Origin of the sequence: Corallococcus sp. NCSPR001 (assembly GCF_017309135.1) — a bacterium.
Classification (GTDB): Bacteria; Myxococcota; Myxococcia; order Myxococcales; family Myxococcaceae; genus Corallococcus.
The window spans coordinates 6622027-6642936 of the sequence record NZ_JAFIMS010000002.1; the positions used below are offsets into that span (position 1 = coordinate 6622027).

The following is a 20910-nucleotide window of genomic DNA, read 5'->3' on the forward strand; positions in this document are numbered from 1 at the left end:
TGCGGACTCCGTGCCGGTCAAGATGATGCGGTGCTCGGGCGGTAGGTGCCCGAGGCGAATGCCGCCTCCTGCGCAGCGAACACGCAAAGCGTCAGCGTCACAGTCAGGGGACCGGGCAATGGGGGCACGGAGCAATGCCATGCTGACAACGCCCTTGATGACTGATCCCCATCTGCTCCCGTCGATTATGAAGGAGATCAGGACGACGTGCGTATTGAAGTCGACACCAGCAATGAGCCGCAGCCCTGCGTCCTCGGTCGGAGGAACCCAGGAAGGGCCTGTCGGCCCAGCCACCACCACGCCTCAACGCGCTCCTGCAGGACGGATACCGCCGAGCCGAGAGGGCTTCGGCGATCGCTTGTTCATCCCCGGCCCTATGCGGCGGGTCCGCCGAACGTGAACGGATCGGGGACGACGACGCGGATCGCGGTGGCGAGCTTGTGCTCCAGCTGCGCTCGCTCGGTGTCCTCAATCCACTGCAAGGCGGCGCTCAGCCGCTGGTAGAGAGCCATGAAGTAGAACGGAGACCGACCATTGAAGTTCATGCCGGGGAGGCGGCGACTCATCGTGTGTGCCTCGTCCCGCATGGGTTCGAAGAACGACATCTCGGTCGCCAGTTTGATGCACATCTCCACTTCGCGTCGGGGATGAACCGCGGCGAGCAGGAACAGCATCGCTACCGGATCGTCGCTCGCCAGCCAGGCGGCCGCGACCGTCACGCGATCGCAGCCGAGGTCTTGGGGCGTTGACCACTCGTGGGCGCGGCCGGCTACCTCGGCCATCAGGTCGGTGAGCGTGCGCGGGTTCATCACGCGACGATGATACGGCCTGGCTCGCGTTCAGTGCATCCCTCCGCAGAGCGTCACTCCCACGGTTCGCATCCAGGTGCGTACGGGCCCGCAGGGGGAATCCCCCCGAGAACGCCCGCCGAGCAGGCTTCCACACGATTCGTCAGGGGCGAAGCGCGCGCTTCAGTGCTAGTCCATACCGCCATGTCCGGCGAATCACCCGTCCCCTCCCCCGGCGGCCTGCCCACCCTGCGCTTCCCCCCCGAGCTCCCCATCTCGAGCCGGGTGGAGGACATCACCGCGGCCATCTCCGCCCATCAGGTGGTCATCGTCGCGGGGGCCACCGGCTCGGGGAAGACGACGCAGCTGCCGAAGATTTTGCTCGCCATGGGGCGCGGCCGCCCGCGCCAGATTGGCGTCACCCAGCCCCGGCGTATCGCCGCGACGAGCGTGGCGGCGCGCGTGGCACGCGAGATTGGCACGGAGCTGGGCACGGACGTCGGCTACCAGATCCGCTTCGAGGACCGCTCGACCCGGCAGACGGCCGTGAAGTTCATGACCGACGGCGTCCTGCTCGCGCAGATCCACGGCGATCCGCTCCTGAAGCGCTACGACACCATCGTGCTCGACGAGGCCCACGAGCGCAGCCTCACCATCGACTTCCTGCTCGGGTGGCTCAAGCGCATCCTCCCCAGACGCCCCGACCTCAAGGTGGTGGTGAGCTCGGCCACCATCGAGACCGAGCGCTTCTCGCAGTTCTTCGGCGGGGCTCCGGTCATCCAGGTGGAGGGCCGGACCTTTCCCGTGGATGTGCTCTACGAGCCGCCCGCCGAGGACTCCGAGCTCGCCGACGCCGTGGCCGATTCGGTGGCGAACGTCATTTCGCTCGACCCGAACGGGGACGTCCTCGTGTTCCTCCCCGGCGAGCGGGAGATCCGCGAGGCCGAGAATGCCCTCAACGCGCGCGAGCTTCGCGGCACGGTGGTGCAGCCCCTGTATGCGCGCCTGTCGGCCTCCGAGCAGTCGCGTGTCTTCGCCACCATCCCCCAGCGCCGCGTCATCCTCGCCACCAACGTCGCGGAGACGTCGGTCACCATCCCGGGCATCGTGTACGTCGTGGACACGGGGGTGGCGCGCCTGTCGCGCTATGAACCCCGCTCGGGCACCACGCGCCTGCACATCGAGCCGGTCTCCCAGGCCAGCGCCGACCAGCGCAAGGGGCGCTGCGGACGCGTGCGCGAGGGCATCTGCGTGCGCCTCTACGACGAGGTGAGCTTCACCACGCGGCCCGCCTTCACCGACCCGGAGATCAAGCGCACCGGGCTCGCGGGGGTCATCCTGCGGATGAAGTCTCTTGGCCTCGGTGACCTCGAGGACTTCCCCTTCCTCGACCCGCCCCAATCGCGGGCCATCGCCGAGGGCTGGCGGGTGCTCGAGGAGCTCGGGGCCATCGAGGGCAAGGAGCGCACCTTGACGCCGCTCGGGCACCAGCTCTCGCGCTTCCCGGTGGACCCGCGCATCGCGCGGATGATCCTCGCGGGCGCCGAGTACGGGTGCCTGGAGGAGGTTCTCATCGTCGCCGCGGCGCTCAACCTGCAGGACCCGCGCGAGCGGCCCCGGGAGCTCGCGCAGAAGGCGGACGAGTCGCACCGGCGCTTCCGCGACGAGCACTCGGACTTCGCGGGGCTGCTCAAGCTGTGGGCGTTCGTGCGCGAGGCCGAGGAACGCGGAACGTCCCATCTGCGGCGCGTGTGCCGGGACAACTTCCTGTCCTTCCTTCGGGTGCGCGAGTGGCGGGACGTCCAGCGCCAGTTGGAGGAGACCGTCCGCGAGCTGCGCCTGCCGCGCAAGGGCCGGGGCGCCCCGGCGCGAGGGGACATGCTGCACCAGGCGCTCCTCACCGGGCTCCTGTCCCGCATCGGCCAGTGGAATCCGGAGCAGCGCCACTACACGGGCGCGAAGCAGACGCGCTTCATGGTCCACCCCTCGTCGGCGCTCTCGAAGAAGCCCCCTGCCTGGGTGATGGCGTTCGAGCTCGTGGAGACGACCCAGCTGTTCGCGCGCACCGTGGCGAAGCTCGACCCGGAGTGGCTCGCCCTGGCGGCCCCCCACCTGCTCAAGCGCAGCCACTCCGACCCACACTGGTCGGAGAAGTCCTCGCGCGCCATCGTGAAGGAGAGCGCGACCCTCTTCGGGCTTCAGGTCTTCAAGGAGCGCCCCGTGGCCCTGGCCAGCATGGATCCCGCCCGGGCGCGGCTGATGTTCCTCGAGCACGCCCTGGTGCGCGGCGAGTACCGCACCCGGGGGGCATTCCAGGAGAAGAACCAACAGGTGCTCGATCGCGTGGCGCGCCTGCGGGACAAGGCCCGGCGCAGCGAGCTGCTCGACAGCGAGGCGCTGCTGACGTTCTTCGACCAGCGCGTCCCGGCGGACGTGACGGACGGAGCAGGCTTCGAGGTCTGGCGCCGCAAGGCCGAGGCGGCCGACCCCGACGTGCTCGTCCTCTCGATGGAGGACGCCCTCTCGCACGACCCGGGCCTGTCCCCGGCGCACTATCCGGACAACATCACCCTGCATGGCGCGTCCGTGCCGGTGACGTACACCTTCGACCCTTCGGCAGAGGACGACGGCATCACCGTGAGCGTGCCGCTGCTGCTGCTCGCCCAGCTGGTCCCGGGTGAACTCGATTGGACCATCCCCGGGTGGCAGCGGGAGAAGCTCACCGCCCTGCTTGAGCAGATCCCCCGCGCCCAGCGAAAGCAGCTGGGGCCGGTGCCGGAGCTGGTCGACCGTCTCGAGAAGGAACTGGTGCCCTTCCGCGGGCCGATGATTCCAGCGCTCGCGCGTGCGGTGTCCCGGCTGTGCGGCGTGGAAGTGCCCGAGGAGTCCTTCCGGGCGGACGCCGTGGTGCCGTACCTGCGCATCACGCTCCGGGTGCTCGACGAGCGGGGGAAGGAGCTCGCGAAGAGCCGCGACGCCGACGCGCTGCTCGAACAGTACGGTGGCCATGCACGCGCGGCGCTGCGCAGCGTGGCGCCGACTTCGGACTGGGAGCGAAAGGGGCTGACAGCCTGGACCTTCGGAGAGCTGCCCCCCGTGGTCACCCGGCGGGTGGGCGGGCTGGAGGTCCGCACCTACCCCGCGCTCGTGGACCGGGGCGCGGCCGTGGACCTGACGCTGCTCGAGACCTCCGCCGCCGCCGAAGCGGCCTCGCGCACGGGGGTCCGCCGGCTCCTGATGCTCGCCGCGCGCGGACACGTGGCCGTCAGCGCCGCGCGCATGCCGCCGCCCTTCCCGACCCTGGACGGCGCGCCGCCCGCGAGGGGCAAGGCCGACGCCTTCCGGACGCTCGTCCTCGCACGCGGCGTCGATGATGCGTTCAAGCTCGCACCGGGTGCGCCGCTTCCCCGCACGAAGGCGGCCTTCGAGGCGCTGATCCGTGAGGGCTCACCGCGCATCGAGCAGGCGGCCCGGGACTGGGCGAACGCCGTCATTGTCACCTCCGCGGAGCTCGCTCAGACACTCGCGGCCCTCAAGGCAGCCTCCAAGGGGCAGAGCGGCGCGGCGGCCGTGCGGGACATCCGCTCGCAGCTCGGGCACCTGTTCCCCGCGAACCTCATCGAGTGGATTCCGCTCGGGCGACTGCTGCACTACCCACGCTACCTCCGCGCGGCCCAGGCACGGCTGTCGCGCGCGGTAGCGAACCCCAGCAAGGACGCGGGAAAGGCCGCGCCCTTCCTCCCCCTGTGGGAGTCCTTCCTCGCCAAGGGCGCCACCGCGCGTGACCAGGAGGCGGCGCAGGAGTTGCGGTGGGCGTTCGAGGAGCTGCGCGTGGCCATCTTCGCTCCGGAGGTCACGACGCCCGTGTCGGTGACGGTGGCGAAGGTCAGCGCGGCCCTCGCGGCGCTGCGCTAGAAGCGAATGGCTGTACGTCCGTGACGCGAGCCGCGGCGTCCCCGAGATGCCGCGGCCCGACTGAGCAGGGCGATGCCAGCCAGGAGCTGCAGGCCGAGAATGATGCGAGCGGGCTCCACGACAGGCAGCCATGACACCCTGTCTCCGCGGATGACGAAGGCGCCCGCCGGGCGCGCGCTCAGCCCGAAGCCCGTGCCCTCCCCACGGCCCGTGCCTTCCTTCGCGTTACCCTCGGGAACCGGGCCCTCGCCTCCACCGCCGCCCCCACCGCCCCTCACGCGCGCGACGGGAATCACGGTGACGTCCCCCTGCTGGATGGGTTGGCCGAAGACGCTGCGCGCGGAGATGCTGTCGCGGGTCCGGTCAATGAGGTCGATGATGTCCATGGCGGCTCCCCCTTCGAGTGCTCCCGCCAGAGGTAGGCATGGCGGGAGCGCGCGACATCACACCAAGGCACCAGCCCAGGGCCTGGCTCACCTCAATCCAGGCATTCGAACTCGTCGTCACCGTCCCATTCATCACTGACGGGACCACACCCGGCCGTTGCCCAGGCGGAGGTCAGCTTGGAGGAAACCGGGACCTGCCGGATGCCCGAAGCGGCGGGCCAGAACTTCTGGCAGTACGCCACGCCGCCGATGTTGCACCCGGATGAGCAGTCCGAGTCAGGAGTCCAGCTCCCATTCGGGGACGCGTGGCTGTTGACCTTGCCGCACCAGCGGGAGATGCGCCCGAGGACCGTCACGCAGTCGGCCGGGCAACTCGAACTCGTCTCCCCACCATTGCAAACACCGTCGCCGCAATAGACGGTATCGTCGACGCACTCGAACTCCGTATCGCCATCCCATTCATCACTGACGGGACCACACCCGGCGGTAGCCCAGGCGGAGGTCGGCTTGGAAGAAACCGGGACCTGCCGGATGACCGTCGAGCCAGGCCAGAACTTCTGGCAATACCCCACGCCGCCGATGTTGCAGCCGGAAGAGCAGTCCGAATCAGGAGTCCAGCTCCCGTTCGATGACGTGTGGCTGTTGACCTTGCCGCACCACTGGGAGAACCGGCCGAGCACCGTCCCCGGGGAGCTACCGCAGTCGTACGGACAGCTCGTGGTCGTCTCGCCGTAGTTACAGACACCATCGCCACAGGTCGTGAGCGCGCCACAGTCACCGACGCAGTTCCCAGGTTCGCGGAGCGTTTGTCCTTGAGAGGATGGCGTTCCATGGCCGCCTTCCTCGACATCAACAGCACAGGCAGCCAGCACGGTCACGAAGAGCAACGGGGAGAGGTTTCGCAACATGGTCGGTTTCCCTTGCAGTGGCGGCGGCACACGCCAGGCCATCCGTTCGTGCCTGTCCTGGCGCATCCCAGCAAATACCGACTACCCTGATAATATGGATAATGCAATCCTTCAGGGCGTGACCGTGTGGCGTATGAGATATGAATGGAAGATTCCAATCCAACAGGTGGCGGAGGTGGCTCGGCCCGTTGGATTTTCACGATGAGGTCAGAACCCGCTCTCATCCGTGTCGCGCCGCAGGTGCCCGGTCTGTGGATTCATCGCGAGCTGTCCCGCCCTTGCTCAGTCGGATCTCCCCCACTGACGGAAGAAGGTGCAGGGATGGGGCGGCCGGAGGGGCTCCTGCGCCGAGCGCATGGCGTTGCAGGGCATGAGCTCGACCTCGATTGGTAGGTTGCTCGTGGACATGGGGCCCCCTTCGGCCACGACCCGAAGGTAGGCCTCGCCCGAGCACGGTGGGGGCGCCCTGACCGTCAGGAGGCCCCTACCGGGGTGCGCCCTGGGCGACCCAGTCGATGACGGCCTGCTTCTGCGCGGCCGACAGCGGGCTTCCCTTGGGCATGGCGCCACCGGAGCACGCGGGGCTGCTGTTGGTCGCGAGGATCTTGTCGATGAGGAAGCTCTGTGCGCGCAGCGGGCCACAGGCCTGCACGCGCAGCCGCTGGCCACAGCCCTTGCTGCTGGTGGGGACGCCGACGAGTTCGTTGTAGGCGTTGCCCGCGGTGAGGTTCACCGGCGTGGACGCGGTCGCATGACAACCGCTGGTGGCGCAGGTCGCCGTGAAGATGGGTTGCACGTCCGACGCGAGCGTGGACACCTTGCTGGCCACGCCGAACGTCACGGGCGCGGACGTCTCCCTGCCCGGTGCCGGGTGGACGACGGTGACTGTGACGGCATTGCCACCGGGCGCGGAGGCCACCAGCGCGGCGGGAATGGAGGCGCGCAGCTCTTCGGGGCTGATGAAGGTCGCCGCCACCGTCGTGCCGTTGAAGGAGAGGCTCGCGCCCTCCTTGAAGTTCATGCCATGCACGGTGAGGGTGAACGCCCCCGAGCCCGCCACCGTGCCGCAGGGGGACAGCGAGAACACCGTGGGGAGCACCACGCCCGTCGCGGTGACGGTGAAGTCGAGGCTGGCGCTGGCGCCGCCCCCTGGCGCCGGAGTGACGACGCGCACCTGGTGCGTACCGGCCCGCGCCGTCACGGACGCCGCCACGCGGGCCTCCAGCCGCTGCGGACCGTCAGGGGTCGTGGGCATGGCGATGCCGTCCACCTCCACCTGGCTTTCGTCCACGAAGCCACCGCCTCCCACGGAGAGCACCACCTCGCCCACCCCCTCCTGCACGGCGGAGGGCGTGAGGGTGTCGAGCGTGGGAACCGGGCGGGCGGGCAGGCCGCCATCCGTGACGGAGGTGGACGGCTCCGGCGCACCGGCGCAGATCCACCCGGCGACGTCTTGCAGCGCGGCGGCGTCCAGGAAGGGCCCGCCCTGCGGCATGCGTCCCTGCGCGTCCGGCCGAAGCTTGAGGTACAGGAGGCTGCGCTCCGGGTGGCCGGGCTCCACGAGCAGGCGCGAGGAGTCGCCGTGCGAGGGCTGCCGCACGGTGGCCAGCCACAGCTCGTGGGCGTCACGGAACGTCAGGCCGCCCGCGCCGGTGTCATGACATCCCACCGTGCAGCCCGTGGGGCGCTCCGCGGCGAAGTGCGCCGCGTGGACCTCCTCCAGCGTGCGGGGGGCAACGCCCTCGCAGGTACTATCGGTGGAGGTGCCGGGATCGGGGAGCACCTCGGCGTCTCGCTGCTCGATGCAGCCTGTCAGCGCCCACAATGTGAGCCACAGCAACCACGCGACCTTCAGCGTGCCCGATGGCACACCAGCCGTGGGGGCGCTCCGGATGGATTCTCCCTGCATGACAGGAAGGACTCGGAGTCCCTCGCGCCGGCCACACCCGGGCCCGGGTATGCCTCAAGCCAGCTTCACCCACTGGAGCCGGGAGCAAGGCTGGCGATTTGATATCATCCTGTCCCATGCCGCCCTCCGCCCCCGTCCCCCCTGCCCCTCCCTGGTGGGTCGAGCGCGCCGAGACGCTCCTGATCCCAACGGATTTGCGAACGTTGAGCCTGGGCGTTCAGTGGGCACTGCTTGAGCAGTTCGCCTTCGTGCAGGAGAACGTGGAACCGGAGTTGCTCCTGCTCGATGTGCGGGCCCGTCCGGAGCTCCAGGCGCTCTGGGCCGCGCTGCAGGCGCGTGCACTCCTGGTCACCGAGGCGCTGGATGCGGCCGGAGATGACGTCGCCCAGCAGCTTCGAACGGGGGACCTCTCACCGGCGCGCTTCCGCGAGCAGTGGGAGGGGCTCGGCTTCATTGAAGCCACGGGCCGCGCGAGCACGGCGGCGGATGACTGGCTCGAGGGCCTGCTGCGCATCTCACGCATCACCACCGGCCAGGACCGCCCCCCGTTCGGTCAGGTGAACATGGCCTCGCGGGCCCAGCGCATCTCCGACTTCCTCTCCATCACGAGCCCGGGGCCGCGCGACGTGGTCTACGATCTCGGCTGCGGCAACGGGAAGTTCGCCATCACCGTCGCCGCGAGCTCCTCTGCTCGGGTCAAGGGCGTGGAGTATGGACAGACGTATGTCGAGTCCGCGCGCCGCAACAGCCAACGTTTCGCGCTGCCAAACCTGGAGTTCATCCACGCGGATGTCCGCGATGTGGACATGTCGGACGGCACCGCGTTCTATCTCTACTTCCCCTTCTGGGGAGAGGTGGCGCACGCGGTGGCCCGGATGCTCGGGGACGTGGCGAAGACGCGGGACATCACCGTGTACGCCTCGGGCCCCCGCCACGACTATGGCGAGCACTTCCTCGAGCAGGTGTCGCAGGGGGCGCTGTATCTCGCGCCGCCGCGTCACGACTTCGCCGATGTGATGGTCCTGCGCAGCGCCGCCTTCGCGTGAGGGCTTCCGGCGCGAAGCTCCGCGCGGGACGTGCTGTAGTGGGGGCTCCCTGACCGTCAGGAGGCCCCTGGTGAAAACGCTCCCCCTGCTTCCCCTGCTCTTCGCCTGTGTGGCGGCGCTTGGCGGCCCCGTGCTCGCGGCGGAGCCCCCTCCTCCGGTCCTCGCGGGCCTGGACGCGCTCTACCCCGAACTGGACGCGCTCTACCGCGACCTGCACCAGACGCCCGAGCTGTCACTCCAGGAGGAGAAGACGGCGGCGAAGCTGGCCGAGCGCCTGCGCGAGCTCGGCTTTGAGGTGACCCCGAAGGTGGGCGGGCACGGCGTGGTGGCCCTGTTGCGCAACGGCAAGGGGCCCACGGTGATGCTGCGCACGGACCTGGACGGGCTGCCGGTGGAGGAGAAGACGGGGCTGCCCTACGCCAGCAGGACGAAGGCGAAGGATGGCGCAGGGACGGAGGTCCCGGTGATGCACGCGTGCGGGCACGACGTGCACATGACGTCATGGATTGGCACGGCCACGCTGCTGGCGCGGACGAAGGACCGGTGGCGGGGCACGCTGATGCTGGTGGGACAGCCGGCCGAGGAGATTGGAGCGGGGGCCCGGCAGATGCTGGCGGATGGCCTCTTCAAGCGCTTCCCCAAGCCGGACGTCGCCGTGGCCATGCACACCGTGGCCAACGCCGCGGCGGGGACGGTGCGGTTCACCCCCGGTTATGCGCTGGCGAGCGTGGACTCGGTGGACGTCACCCTCTACGGCAAGGGCGGGCACGGCGCGTATCCACACACCACCGTGGATCCGGTGGTGATGGCTGCGCGGACCGTCCTCTCGCTGCAGACGCTCGTCAGCCGGGAGAAGAGCCCGCTGGAGCCGGCGGTCATCACGGTGGGCTCCATCCACGGTGGCACCAAGCACAACATCATCCCGGACGAGGTGCGCCTGCAGCTCACGGTGCGCACGTACAAGCCGGAGGTGCGCAAGGCGCTGCTGGCCGGCATCGAGCGCATCGCCAAGGCGGAGGCGATGGCCTCCGGAGCGCCCCGCCCGCCCGACGTCAAGGTCACCGAAGGCACGCCCGCCACCTTCAATGACCCCGCGCTCACGAAGCGGCTGGTGGACGCGGTGGCGAAGGTGATGGGCGACAAGAACCTCGGCGAGACGCCGTCCGTCATGGGCGGAGAGGACTTCTCCGAGTATGGCCGCGCGGGCGTGCCCTCGGTGATGTTGTGGCTGGGCATCACCGAGCCCAAACGCTTCGCCGAGGCCAAGGGCACGGAGGAGGCGCTGCCCTCCCCGCACTCGCCCCTCTACGCGCCGGACCGCGAGCGCGCGCTGCGCACCGGCGTCACCTTGCTGACCACCTCCGCGCTGGAGCTGCTGGGCAGGCCCTGAGGCCCCGCGGTGCCCTCATGAAGAACAAGCTCGTCGACTACTTCCGCCGCATCGCTCCGCTGTCGGACGAGGAGGCCCAGGCCATCCTGGACAGCATGGTGGTGAAGACCTGCCTGAAGGGCTCGCACCTGCTCATGGCGGGACAGGTCTCCACGGAGGCCTACTTCGTCCTCCAGGGCTGCGTCCGCCAGTACACCGTCGTCGACGGTGAAGAGCGCAGCAACGGGTTCTTCACCGAGGACGAATGGGTCCTCTCGATTCACAGCATGATGAACCAGACCCCGGCGGATCACTTCCTGGTCTGCGCGGAAGACACCACGGTGGTGGTGGGCACCGAGCAACGCGAGGGGGACCTGTACCAGCGCTTCCCTCGCTTCGAGAGCATCTCCCGGAGGGTGATGCAGAAGGTCCTGGCGGAGCAGCAGGAGCGGTTCAACTCCCATCTCACCGATACCCCGGAGGAGCGCTACCTCAAGCTCTCCAAGGCGCGGCCGGACCTCCTCCAGCGGATCCCGCAGTACCAGTTGGCCAGCTACATCGGCGTGAAGCCCGAGTCGCTGAGCCGGATCCGCAAGCGGCTTGCCACGCGCGGCAAGCCGGCTACGCCGCGACCGAAGGCGTGACCGTCCGGAACCCCCTGGCGATGAGCCAGCCGCCCAGGAACAGCTCGAACAGGCCTCCGGGCCCGGAGAAGAAGAGGCCCCACGGCAGCCCGAAGAGCTCGAGCACGCATCCCAGCGCCAGGGACCCGTAGCCCACCGCGCCCAGCAGCGGGAGCCACGCGGGAAGCAGCCGGGAGCGGTACAGCGTCAGGCAGAACGCCACGCTGCCAACGCCCAGGATGATCATCGCGAGCTGGTACGCCCAGAAGTTCCCCTTCGAGAGAAGGTTGACCAGCGTCACCCGCTCCAGCGGCGCGGAGTCCGCGAGCGGAAGGATGCACAGCAGGAACACCACTCCGACGATGAGGACCAGCGCCTCCATCACCCGCGTGCAGACGTACGCGACGGCGATGCCCTGGCTCCGCTCGCGGAGGATCGGGAAGAACAGCACGCCAATCCCGACGACGAGGAAGGCATCCAGCAGGAGCAGCAGCGCCCCTCCGACGAACAGCGTCCTCTGTCCGGCCAGCAGCTCCGGCTCCTCGAGGACGGAGGTGACGAGCGCGGTGCCGATGCCGTAGGCAAGAAACGGCAGGAGGAAGAGCGCGCCCAGGGAACGGGAGTGAAGGCGGGAGATGTTCATCGCGAGGGCTCCAGAACGTTCAGCGACGTTGTGGCCTCCAGAGTGGAGGGAGGAGCCCTCGCGCGCATTGACGCGGATCAAGAAGTGGGCACGGGCCGGTCCACCCTACCCGCCACGCGGATTCAGGCTCCGGGCGAACCCGGGCTTGCGGCGCGCGTGCGAGGCCTGCTCGTAGGCGTAGGCGAGCTTGAGCAACACAGGCTCGCTCCAGGCGCGGCCGATGAAGGACACCCCCACCGGCAGCCCATGAACATCGCCCGCGGGCACGGTGATGCTGGGGTAGCCGGAGACGGCGGCGGGCGTGGAGCTGCTGCCCAGCCAGTGGTCGCCCAGCACCAGGTCGATGGGACCCGCCGGTGCCTGGGTCGGGGCTACGAGCGCATCCAGCTTGTGCTTGTTCATCACCGCGTCCACGCCCTCGGCGCGCGAGTACCGGCGGCACGCCGCGAGCGCCTTCTTGTAGGCGGCGTCGGTGAGCGGACCCTTCTTCTGCGCCTGGAGCAGTAGCTCCTGGCCGAAGTAGGGCATCTCGCGCTCGCGGTTCTTCTCGTTGAAGGCGATGAGGTCCGCGAGCGTCCGCACGGGGGCGCCTTCGCCGAGCTGTGCGAGCCAGGCCTCCAGGCCCGCCTTGAACTCATACAGCAGCACCTCCATCTCCGGCGCGTCGAGCTTCGCGGCGTTGGGCAGCGCCACCAGGTCCACCAGCACGGCCCCTTGCGCCTTCATCACTTCGAGCGCGCGCTCCGCGATGGCGTCCGTGGCCGGGTGGTAGCCGAAGAAGCGCTCACGCGGCACACCGATACGCGCCCCCGCGAGCCCCTTGGGGTCGAGGAACTTCGTGTAGTCCGGATGAGCGTGGCCCCGGCTGGCGGTGGTGGCCGCGTCGCGCGGGTCCTCGCCCGCGAGCACGCCCAGCAGCACCGCGGCGTCCGCCACGGTGCGCGTCATGGGGCCCGCGGTGTCCTGGGTCGACGAGATGGGGATGATGCCCGCGCGGCTGACGAGCCCCACCGTGGGCTTCAGCCCCACCAGCGAACACGCGGACGCGGGCGAGACGATGGAGCCGTCCGTCTCCGTGCCCACCGACACGGCGCAGAAGTTGGCCGCGGTGGCCGCGCCCGAACCGGAGCTTGAACCGGAAGGGGTCCGGTCGAGAGCATAGGGGTTGCGACACAGGCCGCCGCGCCCGCTCCAGCCGCTCATCGAGTGCGTGGAGCGGAAGTTGGCCCATTCACTGAGGTTCGTCTTGCCCAGGAGGACGGCACCGGCGGCGCGCAGCCGCTCCACGATGAACGCATCGCGAGAAGGCACGGCGCCCACCAGCGCGAGTGAGCCCGCCGTGGTCTGCATCTTGTCCGCCGTGGCGATGTTGTCCTTGATGAGCACGGGGATGCCGTGCAGCGGCCCGCGTGAGCCCTTCGCCTTGCGCTCGGCGTCCAGCGCGTCGGCCTGCGTGAGCGCGTCGGGGTTGAGCTCGATGACGGAGCACAGTGGCAGGTCCCCGGTGCGGTCGAGTTCCCGGATGCGCGCGAGGTAGGCCTCCGTCAGCCCGCGCGCGGTGTGCTTGCCAGACTCCAGGCCTGCCCGCAGCTCCGCGACCGTCACCTCTTCGAGCGCGAAGGTCCCTGGCGCGGCGGCGGAAGGCGCCTGGGCACGCGCATCCCGCGCGGCCAGCGCCCCCGTCACGGCCGCCGCGGCCCCGAGGAGCGTGCGGCGGGAGAAGCCAGGGTTCACGTCGGAAGCAGCCGTCTTCTTCGTCATGGAGCAGGCACCCGGAATGTGGAGGGCGCCAAGGCTACTTCAGACTGTTCCGGAAGAACTTGGTCAGCGCTTCAAAGGGAATCAGGCCGACGCGGTCGTAGAGGTCCACGTGACCCGCGCCGGGCACGATGACCCGTTCCTTGGGTTCACCGGCAAGCCGGTAGGCCTCATCACTGAACTCCCGGGAGTGGGCGTTCTCCCCCGCGATGAAGAGCATCGGCCGGGGAGAGATCGTCTCGATGTCCGTGAACGGGTAGAAGTTCATGAACCGGGTATTGCTGCTGAGCGTCGGGTGCGTCGTGGTGTTCGGGTGGTGCCCCCGCGCGGTGCGATAGAAGTCGTAGAACTCGCGATCCATCGCAGTCGACCTGTCACTCAGCGTTTCAGGCGTGCCGCTCGTATATTTTGTTTCACCGCCCGCGAACTCCACATCGCGCTGCAGGGCAGCCTCCTCAAGGAACTTCTTCCTCTGCTCGACACCGGGCGACCCGGGCCTTGAAGAAGGAAGCCAACTCACCGCCAGCGCCGGGCCCCAGCCCCGAGCACGCGCTCGAGAACCAGCAGGTCCGGGATGCCCTGCGCGACGCCGTGGCCCGGCTCCCCCTGGAGCTTGGCGAGCTCTACGCCCTGCGCACGCAGGGCATGTCCTACGCGGAGATGGCGGACGTCCTGCGCCGCCCTCTGGGAACGGTGAAGTCCCGGATGCACGAACGGGTGAAACAGCTGCGCGAGGAGATGCACCCATGAGCTGCCACACGGTGGCGCCCGAGCTGGTGGCCTACCACTTCGGAACGCTGGACCCCGAAACCCGGCAGGCCGTCGAGGACCACCTCCCCGTGTGCGGAAGCTGTCTGCGGGAGTTCATCGCGCTCAAGCGCGCCCTGGAGACAAGCGAGGAAGGCCCCCTGCCTTCCGCGCAGGCCCGGGAGCGCCTGCGGCTCGCCGTGGCGCGCGAGCTGCGTCCCCGGGCCACCTCCCGCACCTGGAGCCGGTGGGAGCGGCCCCTGGCGTGGAGAAGGACCGCGCGGGAGGCCCCTGACATCCACTACTCGCCATGCTGCTCGATGATTCGCGCCAGCATCTCCTTGCCGACGGCGGCGATTTCAGGGTCTGCGTCCTCGGAGAGCTGCTTCGCCGTGCCGCGAAAGATGGACCAGGGACGGGAGCGCAGCGCGCGTGCCCCGGCGCGGCGGATGCTCGGCTCGTCCATCTTGAGGAAGGCCGTCAGGACACCCGCGGAGGCGGCATCGTACTCGTCCATCTCCGCCGCCACCTCGAAGGCGACCTTCTGCCGGTCCTCGTCCGAGCCGTGGGCGAGCAGCGCCAGCGCATGCTTGAGCAGGTCGTCACGGGCCCAGACAGGGAGGGCCGCCGACAACTGCTTCACGAGCGCGCCCTCCTTCTTTCCGCGAACGGAGAGGTAGCGGACCTTCGTCACGAAATCGTCGATGTCATGCACGGCGCTCTGGCGGTCAGCGGCCATCCAGACCCGCCAGACCATCTGCTCCACCGTGTCGTCCTTGGCGAGCGTGAGCCCCATCCCGCGCATCACCTCTTCCATCCGCTCCCGCCCGACAGCTTCCTTGAGGATCAAGGTGCGCATGGGTGCCTCATCCCTTCGAGAAATAGCTCGCGAGAGCACCGTCGATGATATCGGCGATCTCCTGCGCGGACATATCCTTGTTGAAGACCTTCTCCTCCAGCCCCGCCGCCTTGGCCCACCGTTTGATTTGCTCCACTTCGCGGCGATACGCCTCGGCGAATGTCTGCTCCGGATTCGTCTGCCTGTACTCGGGCAGCTTGGCCTGCTTCTGGGTCTCCTTGGCGGACCACTGATCCAGCGCCTCCTGGGTCGGATTGTTTCCGAGCCTGGACGTGCCTCCCTGCCCCTGCACCGCCCCCTTGTAGGCCGGTGGGAAGACGCCGCCGCCCTCCCCTTGTTTCGGGTTCAGCATCTCCACGGGTGACGTGCCACCCGCGGCCATCGTCTGGACCGCCATGAGCGCGTAGACGAGGTTCTTCGAGTGCCGCTTGCGCTCGGAGACGAACATCGTCCCGAAGACCTCCCCCAGCCCCGCCACGTTGGCGTCCGCGCGCTTGCGCTTGACGAGCTGCGCGAGCATCGTCCCGAACTTGTCGCGGTCCTCCGCGCTCAATTTCTCCAGCTCATTCGTGATCGCGAGATACGAGCGAGGCTTCTCCACGCCAGGAATGAGCGTCAGGGAGCCCTTCGTCTCGAACGAGACCGGATCCGCGCCCGCCATGCCGGGGCTGTGGACGCCCCCCTTTCCGAAGCCTCGGGTCTCGACTCCGAATTGCGGCATGGCCATCAAGTCCTGATCCGGCGCGCGCTCTTCCGCCTTGCGCCGCTTCGCCCACTTCTGTGCGACGAGTTGGACCGCCTTGAGGAACTTGTGTGAGTCGACCCCGAAGATCTTCTCGTCGGGCAACGGCGGGTTGATGAACCCCGAGATGGTGTAGTTCGGGCGGGTGCCGCTGACGGCCAGCTTCTTGAGGCGGTACTGCACCTTGAGCTTCAGGAGCTGCATCGTGAGCATGAGCTTCCTGGGCCGTTTGGCGACGAGCGCCCGGACCTTGGGAGGCACCTCGCGCAGCGCCCTTTCGATCTGCTCCTTCTTCTTCTTGTCCTTGTCCTTCTTCTTGTCCCGGCCCTTGCCCTTCTTCTTCTTGCCGAAGACCTTGTCCTTCAGCTTCTTGAGCTTCTGGCCCGCCTTCTTGAAGAACTTCTTGAGCTTCTTGCCGGCCTTCTTCAGCCCCTTCTTGATCTTGGCCAGGATCTTCTTGCCCAGCGCGGCCAGCTTGCCGGACACCTTCTTCGCCGGCTTCATGAGGCGCTTGAGCAGCCAGTTGGCGACGAAGTCGATCACCGCCACGGCGCCCGCCGCCACCGCGGTCGCGAACGGAGGGCCGGCGTTCCCGCCCTTCACCGCCTTCAGGAAGGTGATGAAGGAATCGATGGCCGCGATGATCCGGCTGACCGCGCCCCACGCCGCCTGGACGCCCTCGATGATGGCCATCACCGCGCCCGCGGCGGGGACGATCATCGCCACCAGCTTTTCGATCAGCAGCTGGACCAGGATGCCCGGGACCGCGGACTTGAGCGCCTCCCAGGCCATCTTCCCGATGGCCTCCAGGTTGAAGCCGCCCGTGAAGAGCGCCTTCATCAGGTCGACGGGGATGCCCAGCACCTCCTCGACCTTGCTCTTGAACCAGTCGCTGATGGCCGACGCCATGGCCTTCACGAGGTGGTTCTTGATGCCGTCCACGACAGCGGCGCCCAGGTTCGCGATCCACTGACCCGGGCCCGCCGCGATGTCCTTGATGAGCGCGAGGAAGGTCCCCAGCGCCTTGGCGACGGCCTCCGCCGCCTTGATCGCCGAGTCCACCACGGCGGCGACCGCGTCCACGGCCGCGAGCAGGCCCTTCTCCAGAAGCCCCAGGGCCTTGTCGAGGAACTCGCCGAGCGCGTCGAGCAGCTTCGTGACGCCCTTCTTCAGCTTGTCCGCGATGTTGTTGACCGCGTCCTCGGCGTCCTGGACGGTCTGGCGGACGGCGCCCTGGAACTTCGCCTTGAGTTCCGGGAACGCGGCGAGCGCCACGTCGCTGATGGCGATCAGCGCGTCACCCGCGAGACGGATGGCCGCGACCACCGCCTGCCGCGCCTTTTCAATCAGCGCGACCGCGGCCTTCTTCGCCGCTTCGATGGCCGCCTTCACCGCCGCGCGGAGCGCCTTCATGACGCTCTTCACGGCCTCCTTGATCTTGTTGAAGAACGCCTTCGCCTTCGACGCGAGCCAGCCGAAGAAGCCGCTCGACTCCTCCTTCGCCTTGGCCTTCTCGCGCTCGGCCTTGGCCTCTCCCTCCTCCTTGGCCTGCTGGGCCTTCTCCTCGCCCTCGTGGAGGGTCTTGCTGGCGCTCTCGTCGGCTTGCGTCTTCTCTGTTTCGACCTTCTCGTCGGCCTCCTGCTGCTTCGTGTCGGCCTCGGTGTGGCTCTTGTCGACGGCGGCCTGCTGCTCCTCGTTCCACTCGCCGCGCTTCTTCGCGACCTCGTTCTGGGCGGCGGCCTTCTCCGCTTCCTGCTCCGCCGCGGCGTCTGACTCGGCCTGGGCGGCCAGGTCCTGGGTGCGCTGGGTTTCGGCCTCGGAGGCTTCCTGTTCCTTCGCCTCCTCCTGGGCCATGTCGCCCTGGCCCTTCTCGACCGCGGCGTCGATCTCCGCCTGGCTCTTCTCCTGGGCGATGATCGACGCGGCCTCCGCGTCCGGGCCGCCCGCTCCTCCCGCCGCCCCTCCGCCCGCGCCGCCTCCGCTGGCGGGCACCTTCGCGGCGAGCGTCTCGTGGGTTTCCTGGGGAGCAATCTCGTTCTCCCCCATCGGCTTGCGCGCGTCGGCCTTGCCCGTGTCGTGCGCGGCCGCCACGGACTGGTCCATCTTCACGCGCTGGGCCGTGACCTGCGAGGGATCCGCGTTCCCTTCGAGCGCGAGCGTGGGCGGCGGGCCGGCGCTGGTGCTCACCTCGGGATCCGAGGTGGGCATGTTGTCGACCGCGGAACCCATCCGGTCCGCGTCCTGCTGCGACATCTCTCCTTCGCCAGTGCCGCTCGTCGAGGGGGCGGTCACCGCGTTGACGGCGGGGGCTGGAGCCTCGGGAACGGGCTCGGCCGCGGGCGTCTCGACCGCGGCGCCTTCGTTCACCTTCTCGGCCTTCGTGCCGCCCTTGCCGTCAGCGCCGGGGGCAAGCCGCGTCGCGCCCTTCTTGCCGGGCATGCCCGAGGAGGCCGCGCGCGTGGGTGGGTTCGCGGCGAGCGCCTGTTTCTTGTCGCCGACAGACTTCGAGACCGACTGGGAGACGCTCCCGAGCGCGCCCTGGATGGACATGGGCGCCAGGCCCTTGAGCGACCCGAGCCCGGCCTTGGGCTCGCTGCCCGAGACATCAGGGACGGCCGGCGCGGGCTTGTCGGGGATGGCTCCTCCGCCTCCACCGCCGCCGGCGGCAGCGCCGGCACCACCGCCCGCGTCCTCGCTCACGGAGGCTGTCGCCGCGCCCTGTTCCGCTGGAGAGAGCGCCCCCTCCTCGGGGCCCGCGCTCTCGGGAGCTGGCTCTTGCGCCTGCGCCTCTTCGGCGTCGGCCTGCTTCTGTTCGGCGATCTCCCGGTTCGTCTCCGCTGTGGACGCGGCCTCCTTGGCCTCGACCTGCTGTTCGGTGGGTCCCTTCTCCGCGGCGTCGGCGCTGGTGGGCTCGGTGTCTCCTTCGCCTCCGCCACCACCACTCAGCGCTTCCGTCGGCTCCGAACCACCTCCACCTTCGGCCTCGGCTTCAACACCGCCGCCTGCTTCACCCTCGGCGGTTTCCTCCTGATCTTGTTGTGCTTCGGCGGCAGCCTCTTCCTCGGGCTGCTTCTCGTAGATCTTCTCCTCGGTGGCCTGGGCCTCGGGAGATTCGGAGCCTCCCTCTCCGCCAGCACCGCCACCGCCACCTCCGCCGCCTCCGCCGCCTCCAGCTGCCGCGGGCTCGCGCTCCGCTGTCGCTGGCGATGCACCCGCCGGGCCCTTGTCGTTCGCGCCTTCGAGGGCCTTCTTCACATCTCCGGGGACGCCCTGTCGGGCCTTGGCCTGGCCCTCGGCCTTGGCGCTCGCGTCGCCGCCCTTGCCCTTCTTGGTGCCCTCTTCCTTCTCTCCCGCAAGGGCCTTTGCTTCGTCGGCCGCGCCCGGCTTCTTCTCGGCGCCCTTCTCACCTGTCGCCGCGCCTTCTGCTTCGGCGCCCTTTCGTCCCTCGGCCTTGCCTTCACCGGGCGCTCCAGGCTCCTTCCCAGCAGCACCGGCCTTGCCTTCGACGGGTGCTCCGGGCTCCTTCCCAGCGGCACCGGCCTTGCCCTCACCGGGCGCTCCAGGCTCCTTCCCAGCAGCACCGGCCTTGCCTTCGATGGGTGCTCCGGGCTCCTTCCCGGCGGCACCTGCCTTTGCTTCAGCCGGCGTTGTTCCCCTGAGGGCCCCACCCGCGGGCTTCGTTCCACGCGGCCCGGCCACTTCACCGGCGGCGGCCTTTGCTCCGGGAGTCTGGAGTCCGGCCGCTCGGGCTTCACCGGCCTTGCCCTGCTCCTTCTTCGCGCCGGTGACTCCGGACTCCGCTGCCTCGCGGAGCGTCTCGTTCGCTCCGGGCGACAGCGCGGGCTTCTCCTCTCCCCTCGTCACCTTCTCGCGCAGCGACTGCGCGAGCCTTCCCGCGAGGCCACCGCTCACGGCCGCTCTGCCGCCTTGCTTCCCGTCCTGCGTCTTCTGGGTGGACGCGGGCTCCTCGACGCCGGCCTGCCGCGCCTCCGCCGTCTTCGCTTCAGCCCCGGCGCCCTCTTCTCCGGGCGTCTTCGCCTGCTCCTTGCCGGCCTCGGCCGCTTCCGCCTCCTCGGACTTCTTCCGCTTCTTCCCTGGCGGCCCCCCTGTCACTTCGGGGCCATTGGCGGACTTCGCCTCCGTCGGTCCGGCTGTCTCCGCGGCATTGCCTGGCACCGGCACGCTCGCCGGGGACAGCGCCTTGCGCATCAGCCGGTTTCGCGTCGACCCCGAATAGCTGCCCTCGGTGACTCCAGCCGGATGTCCCGACAGCACCCGTGAAGCAGCCGCGTCGGCCTGCATCTCGGCTGGCTCGTTCGGCGTGGAGACCTCGCTCTTGGCCTGGGGGGCTCCGCGCGCGGAGTTGCCCTGCTGCACCACGTGGGTCAGCTCGTGCGCGAGCAGCCTGTCGCCGCCCTCGGTGCCGGGGCGGTACTTCGACGTCCCGAAGGCGATGTCCTGTCCGGTGGTGACGGCCTCCGCCTGGTGCTCGGCGGCGAAGCCCGCCGCGCGCGCATCCGTGTGCACCCGCACACCGTCGAACGAACGCCCGAAGGCGCCCTCCATCCGCGACCGGGTCGAAGGGCCCAGAGGACTGCCCCCCGAGAAGCCCGGGTCGGCCGCGTGGGACACACCGGTGGCTTCAGCGGCCCGCGACGCGGGTACCGCCGCGCTCGGCGCATTCACAGGCGCCGGAGTCTTCGCGGCCGGGCGTCCCACCTTGGGTCAGCCCTTCTCCGGCTTCCGCGGTTGGCTCTTCGGTCCTCCGAGCCCGCAAGTGCGCGCGGACTGATACGCGGTCAGCGCCCGCACCCTCGCCTCACCCCGGCGGATGCGGAGCGCGAGCCGCTCCTGCGCGTCCTTCTCGATGCCCTTCCAGGCCTCGAGTGCCTTGCGCTCTGCTTCTTCAATCTTCGCGAGCTCCGCCTTGGTGGGCGGCTTCGTCGGGGTGTTGGTCGGCGGAGTCTGCGGGATGTCTTTCTTTCCCTGCTGCGCCGCCTTCGACAGCTCCTGGATGAGCTCCCGTCCAGCGGTCATCGTCTGCGTCAGCACGGCGCTGCCCGAGAGCTCGCGAATCGACTTGAGCCTCAGCTCCAGCTGTTCACGCCGCGCGGCCACCCACGCGCCTGGATTCTTGGGCGCGGGCCGCTGGGGACGGGGGTCACTGACGTCCGGGAGCTTCAAGGCCTTCTTCATGTTCTGCGTCGGTCGCATGAA

The 20910-nt window shown here is 69.3% G+C and carries 15 protein-coding genes; 5 read left to right on the plus strand and 10 right to left on the minus strand.

The features are described 5' to 3' along the window. Positions 1–374: 374 nt before the first annotated feature. Positions 375–809 carry a hypothetical protein gene (locus tag JYJ93_RS28565; protein WP_206797439.1) on the minus strand — a complete coding sequence of 145 codons (435 nt, stop codon included), beginning with the start codon at positions 807–809 and terminating at the stop codon, positions 375–377. A 183-nt stretch (positions 810–992) separates the two neighbouring features. Between JYJ93_RS28565 and hrpA the strand changes: the two genes are divergently transcribed. Continuing rightward, positions 993–4703 (plus strand): ATP-dependent RNA helicase HrpA, encoded by a 3711-nt coding sequence (gene hrpA, locus JYJ93_RS28570; protein ID WP_206797449.1) that lies wholly within the window; start codon positions 993–995, stop codon positions 4701–4703. Here the strand turns inward: hrpA and JYJ93_RS28575 are convergent. The 3 genes from JYJ93_RS28575 to JYJ93_RS28585 form a co-directional block, all read right to left on the minus strand. Beyond that, positions 4700–5089 carry a spore germination protein GerW family protein gene (locus tag JYJ93_RS28575; protein WP_242543960.1) on the minus strand — a complete coding sequence of 130 codons (390 nt, stop codon included), beginning with the start codon at positions 5087–5089 and terminating at the stop codon, positions 4700–4702. The two genes, hrpA and JYJ93_RS28575, sit on opposite strands and share 4 nt — an antisense overlap. A gap of 92 nt (positions 5090–5181) precedes the next feature. Further along, positions 5182–5997 carry a hypothetical protein gene (locus tag JYJ93_RS28580; RefSeq protein WP_206797451.1) on the minus strand — a complete coding sequence of 272 codons (816 nt, stop codon included), beginning with the start codon at positions 5995–5997 and terminating at the stop codon, positions 5182–5184. A gap of 484 nt (positions 5998–6481) precedes the next feature. Beyond that, positions 6482–7906, minus strand: coding sequence for an IPT/TIG domain-containing protein (locus tag JYJ93_RS28585; protein WP_206797460.1), 1425 nt, complete (start codon positions 7904–7906; stop codon positions 6482–6484). 203 nt (positions 7907–8109) lie between these two features. Here JYJ93_RS28585 and JYJ93_RS28590 point away from each other — a divergent pair, with 203 nt between their 5' ends. From JYJ93_RS28590 to JYJ93_RS28600, 3 genes are all read left to right on the plus strand, one after another. Then, a complete protein-coding gene (locus JYJ93_RS28590) occupies positions 8110–8952 on the plus strand; it encodes a methyltransferase domain-containing protein (RefSeq protein ID WP_206797462.1) in 843 nt (280 codons plus the stop codon). 70 nt (positions 8953–9022) lie between these two features. Then, a complete protein-coding gene (locus JYJ93_RS28595) occupies positions 9023–10342 on the plus strand; it encodes an amidohydrolase (protein ID WP_206797464.1) in 1320 nt (439 codons plus the stop codon). Between the two features lie 17 nt (positions 10343–10359). After that, positions 10360–10965 carry a Crp/Fnr family transcriptional regulator gene (locus JYJ93_RS28600; protein WP_206797466.1) on the plus strand — a complete coding sequence of 202 codons (606 nt, stop codon included), beginning with the start codon at positions 10360–10362 and terminating at the stop codon, positions 10963–10965. On the opposite strand, the gene JYJ93_RS28605 is transcribed toward JYJ93_RS28600, so the two are convergent. From JYJ93_RS28605 to JYJ93_RS28615, 3 genes are all read right to left on the minus strand, one after another. Continuing rightward, positions 10943–11587: a DUF4386 domain-containing protein gene (locus JYJ93_RS28605; RefSeq protein ID WP_206797467.1), complete on the minus strand. Its 645-nt coding sequence runs from the start codon at positions 11585–11587 to the stop codon at positions 10943–10945. The two genes, JYJ93_RS28600 and JYJ93_RS28605, sit on opposite strands and share 23 nt — an antisense overlap. A gap of 105 nt (positions 11588–11692) precedes the next feature. Further along, positions 11693–13348 carry an amidase gene (locus JYJ93_RS28610; protein ID WP_206797470.1) on the minus strand — a complete coding sequence of 552 codons (1656 nt, stop codon included), beginning with the start codon at positions 13346–13348 and terminating at the stop codon, positions 11693–11695. A 34-nt stretch (positions 13349–13382) separates the two neighbouring features. Continuing rightward, complete coding sequence (locus JYJ93_RS28615; RefSeq protein ID WP_206797472.1) at positions 13383–13706, minus strand: alpha/beta hydrolase; 324 nt, start codon at positions 13704–13706, stop codon at positions 13383–13385. Positions 13707–13843: 137 nt separating this feature from the next. On the opposite strand from JYJ93_RS28615, the gene JYJ93_RS28620 reads away from it, so the two are divergent. Further along, the gene (locus JYJ93_RS28620) at positions 13844–14095 is read left to right on the plus strand and encodes a sigma factor-like helix-turn-helix DNA-binding protein (RefSeq protein ID WP_206797475.1); all 252 of its coding nucleotides are present in this window, start codon (positions 13844–13846) and stop codon (positions 14093–14095) included. A gap of 298 nt (positions 14096–14393) precedes the next feature. Here JYJ93_RS28620 and JYJ93_RS40300 read toward each other — a convergent pair whose 3' ends face one another. Genes JYJ93_RS40300 through JYJ93_RS28635 form a run of 3 tightly spaced genes read right to left on the minus strand, consistent with a single transcriptional unit; the run spans position 14394 to position 20907 of the window. After that, entirely contained in the window at positions 14394–14951 is a 558-nt protein-coding gene (locus tag JYJ93_RS40300; protein ID WP_242543961.1) for a hypothetical protein, read from the minus strand. 7 nt (positions 14952–14958) lie between these two features. Further along, positions 14959–20412: a DUF4157 domain-containing protein gene (locus JYJ93_RS28630; protein WP_347402705.1), complete on the minus strand. Its 5454-nt coding sequence runs from the start codon at positions 20410–20412 to the stop codon at positions 14959–14961. Positions 20413–20418: 6 nt separating this feature from the next. Next, the gene (locus JYJ93_RS28635; protein ID WP_206797488.1) at positions 20419–20907 is read right to left on the minus strand and encodes a hypothetical protein; all 489 of its coding nucleotides are present in this window, start codon (positions 20905–20907) and stop codon (positions 20419–20421) included. Positions 20908–20910 lie beyond the last annotated feature (3 nt).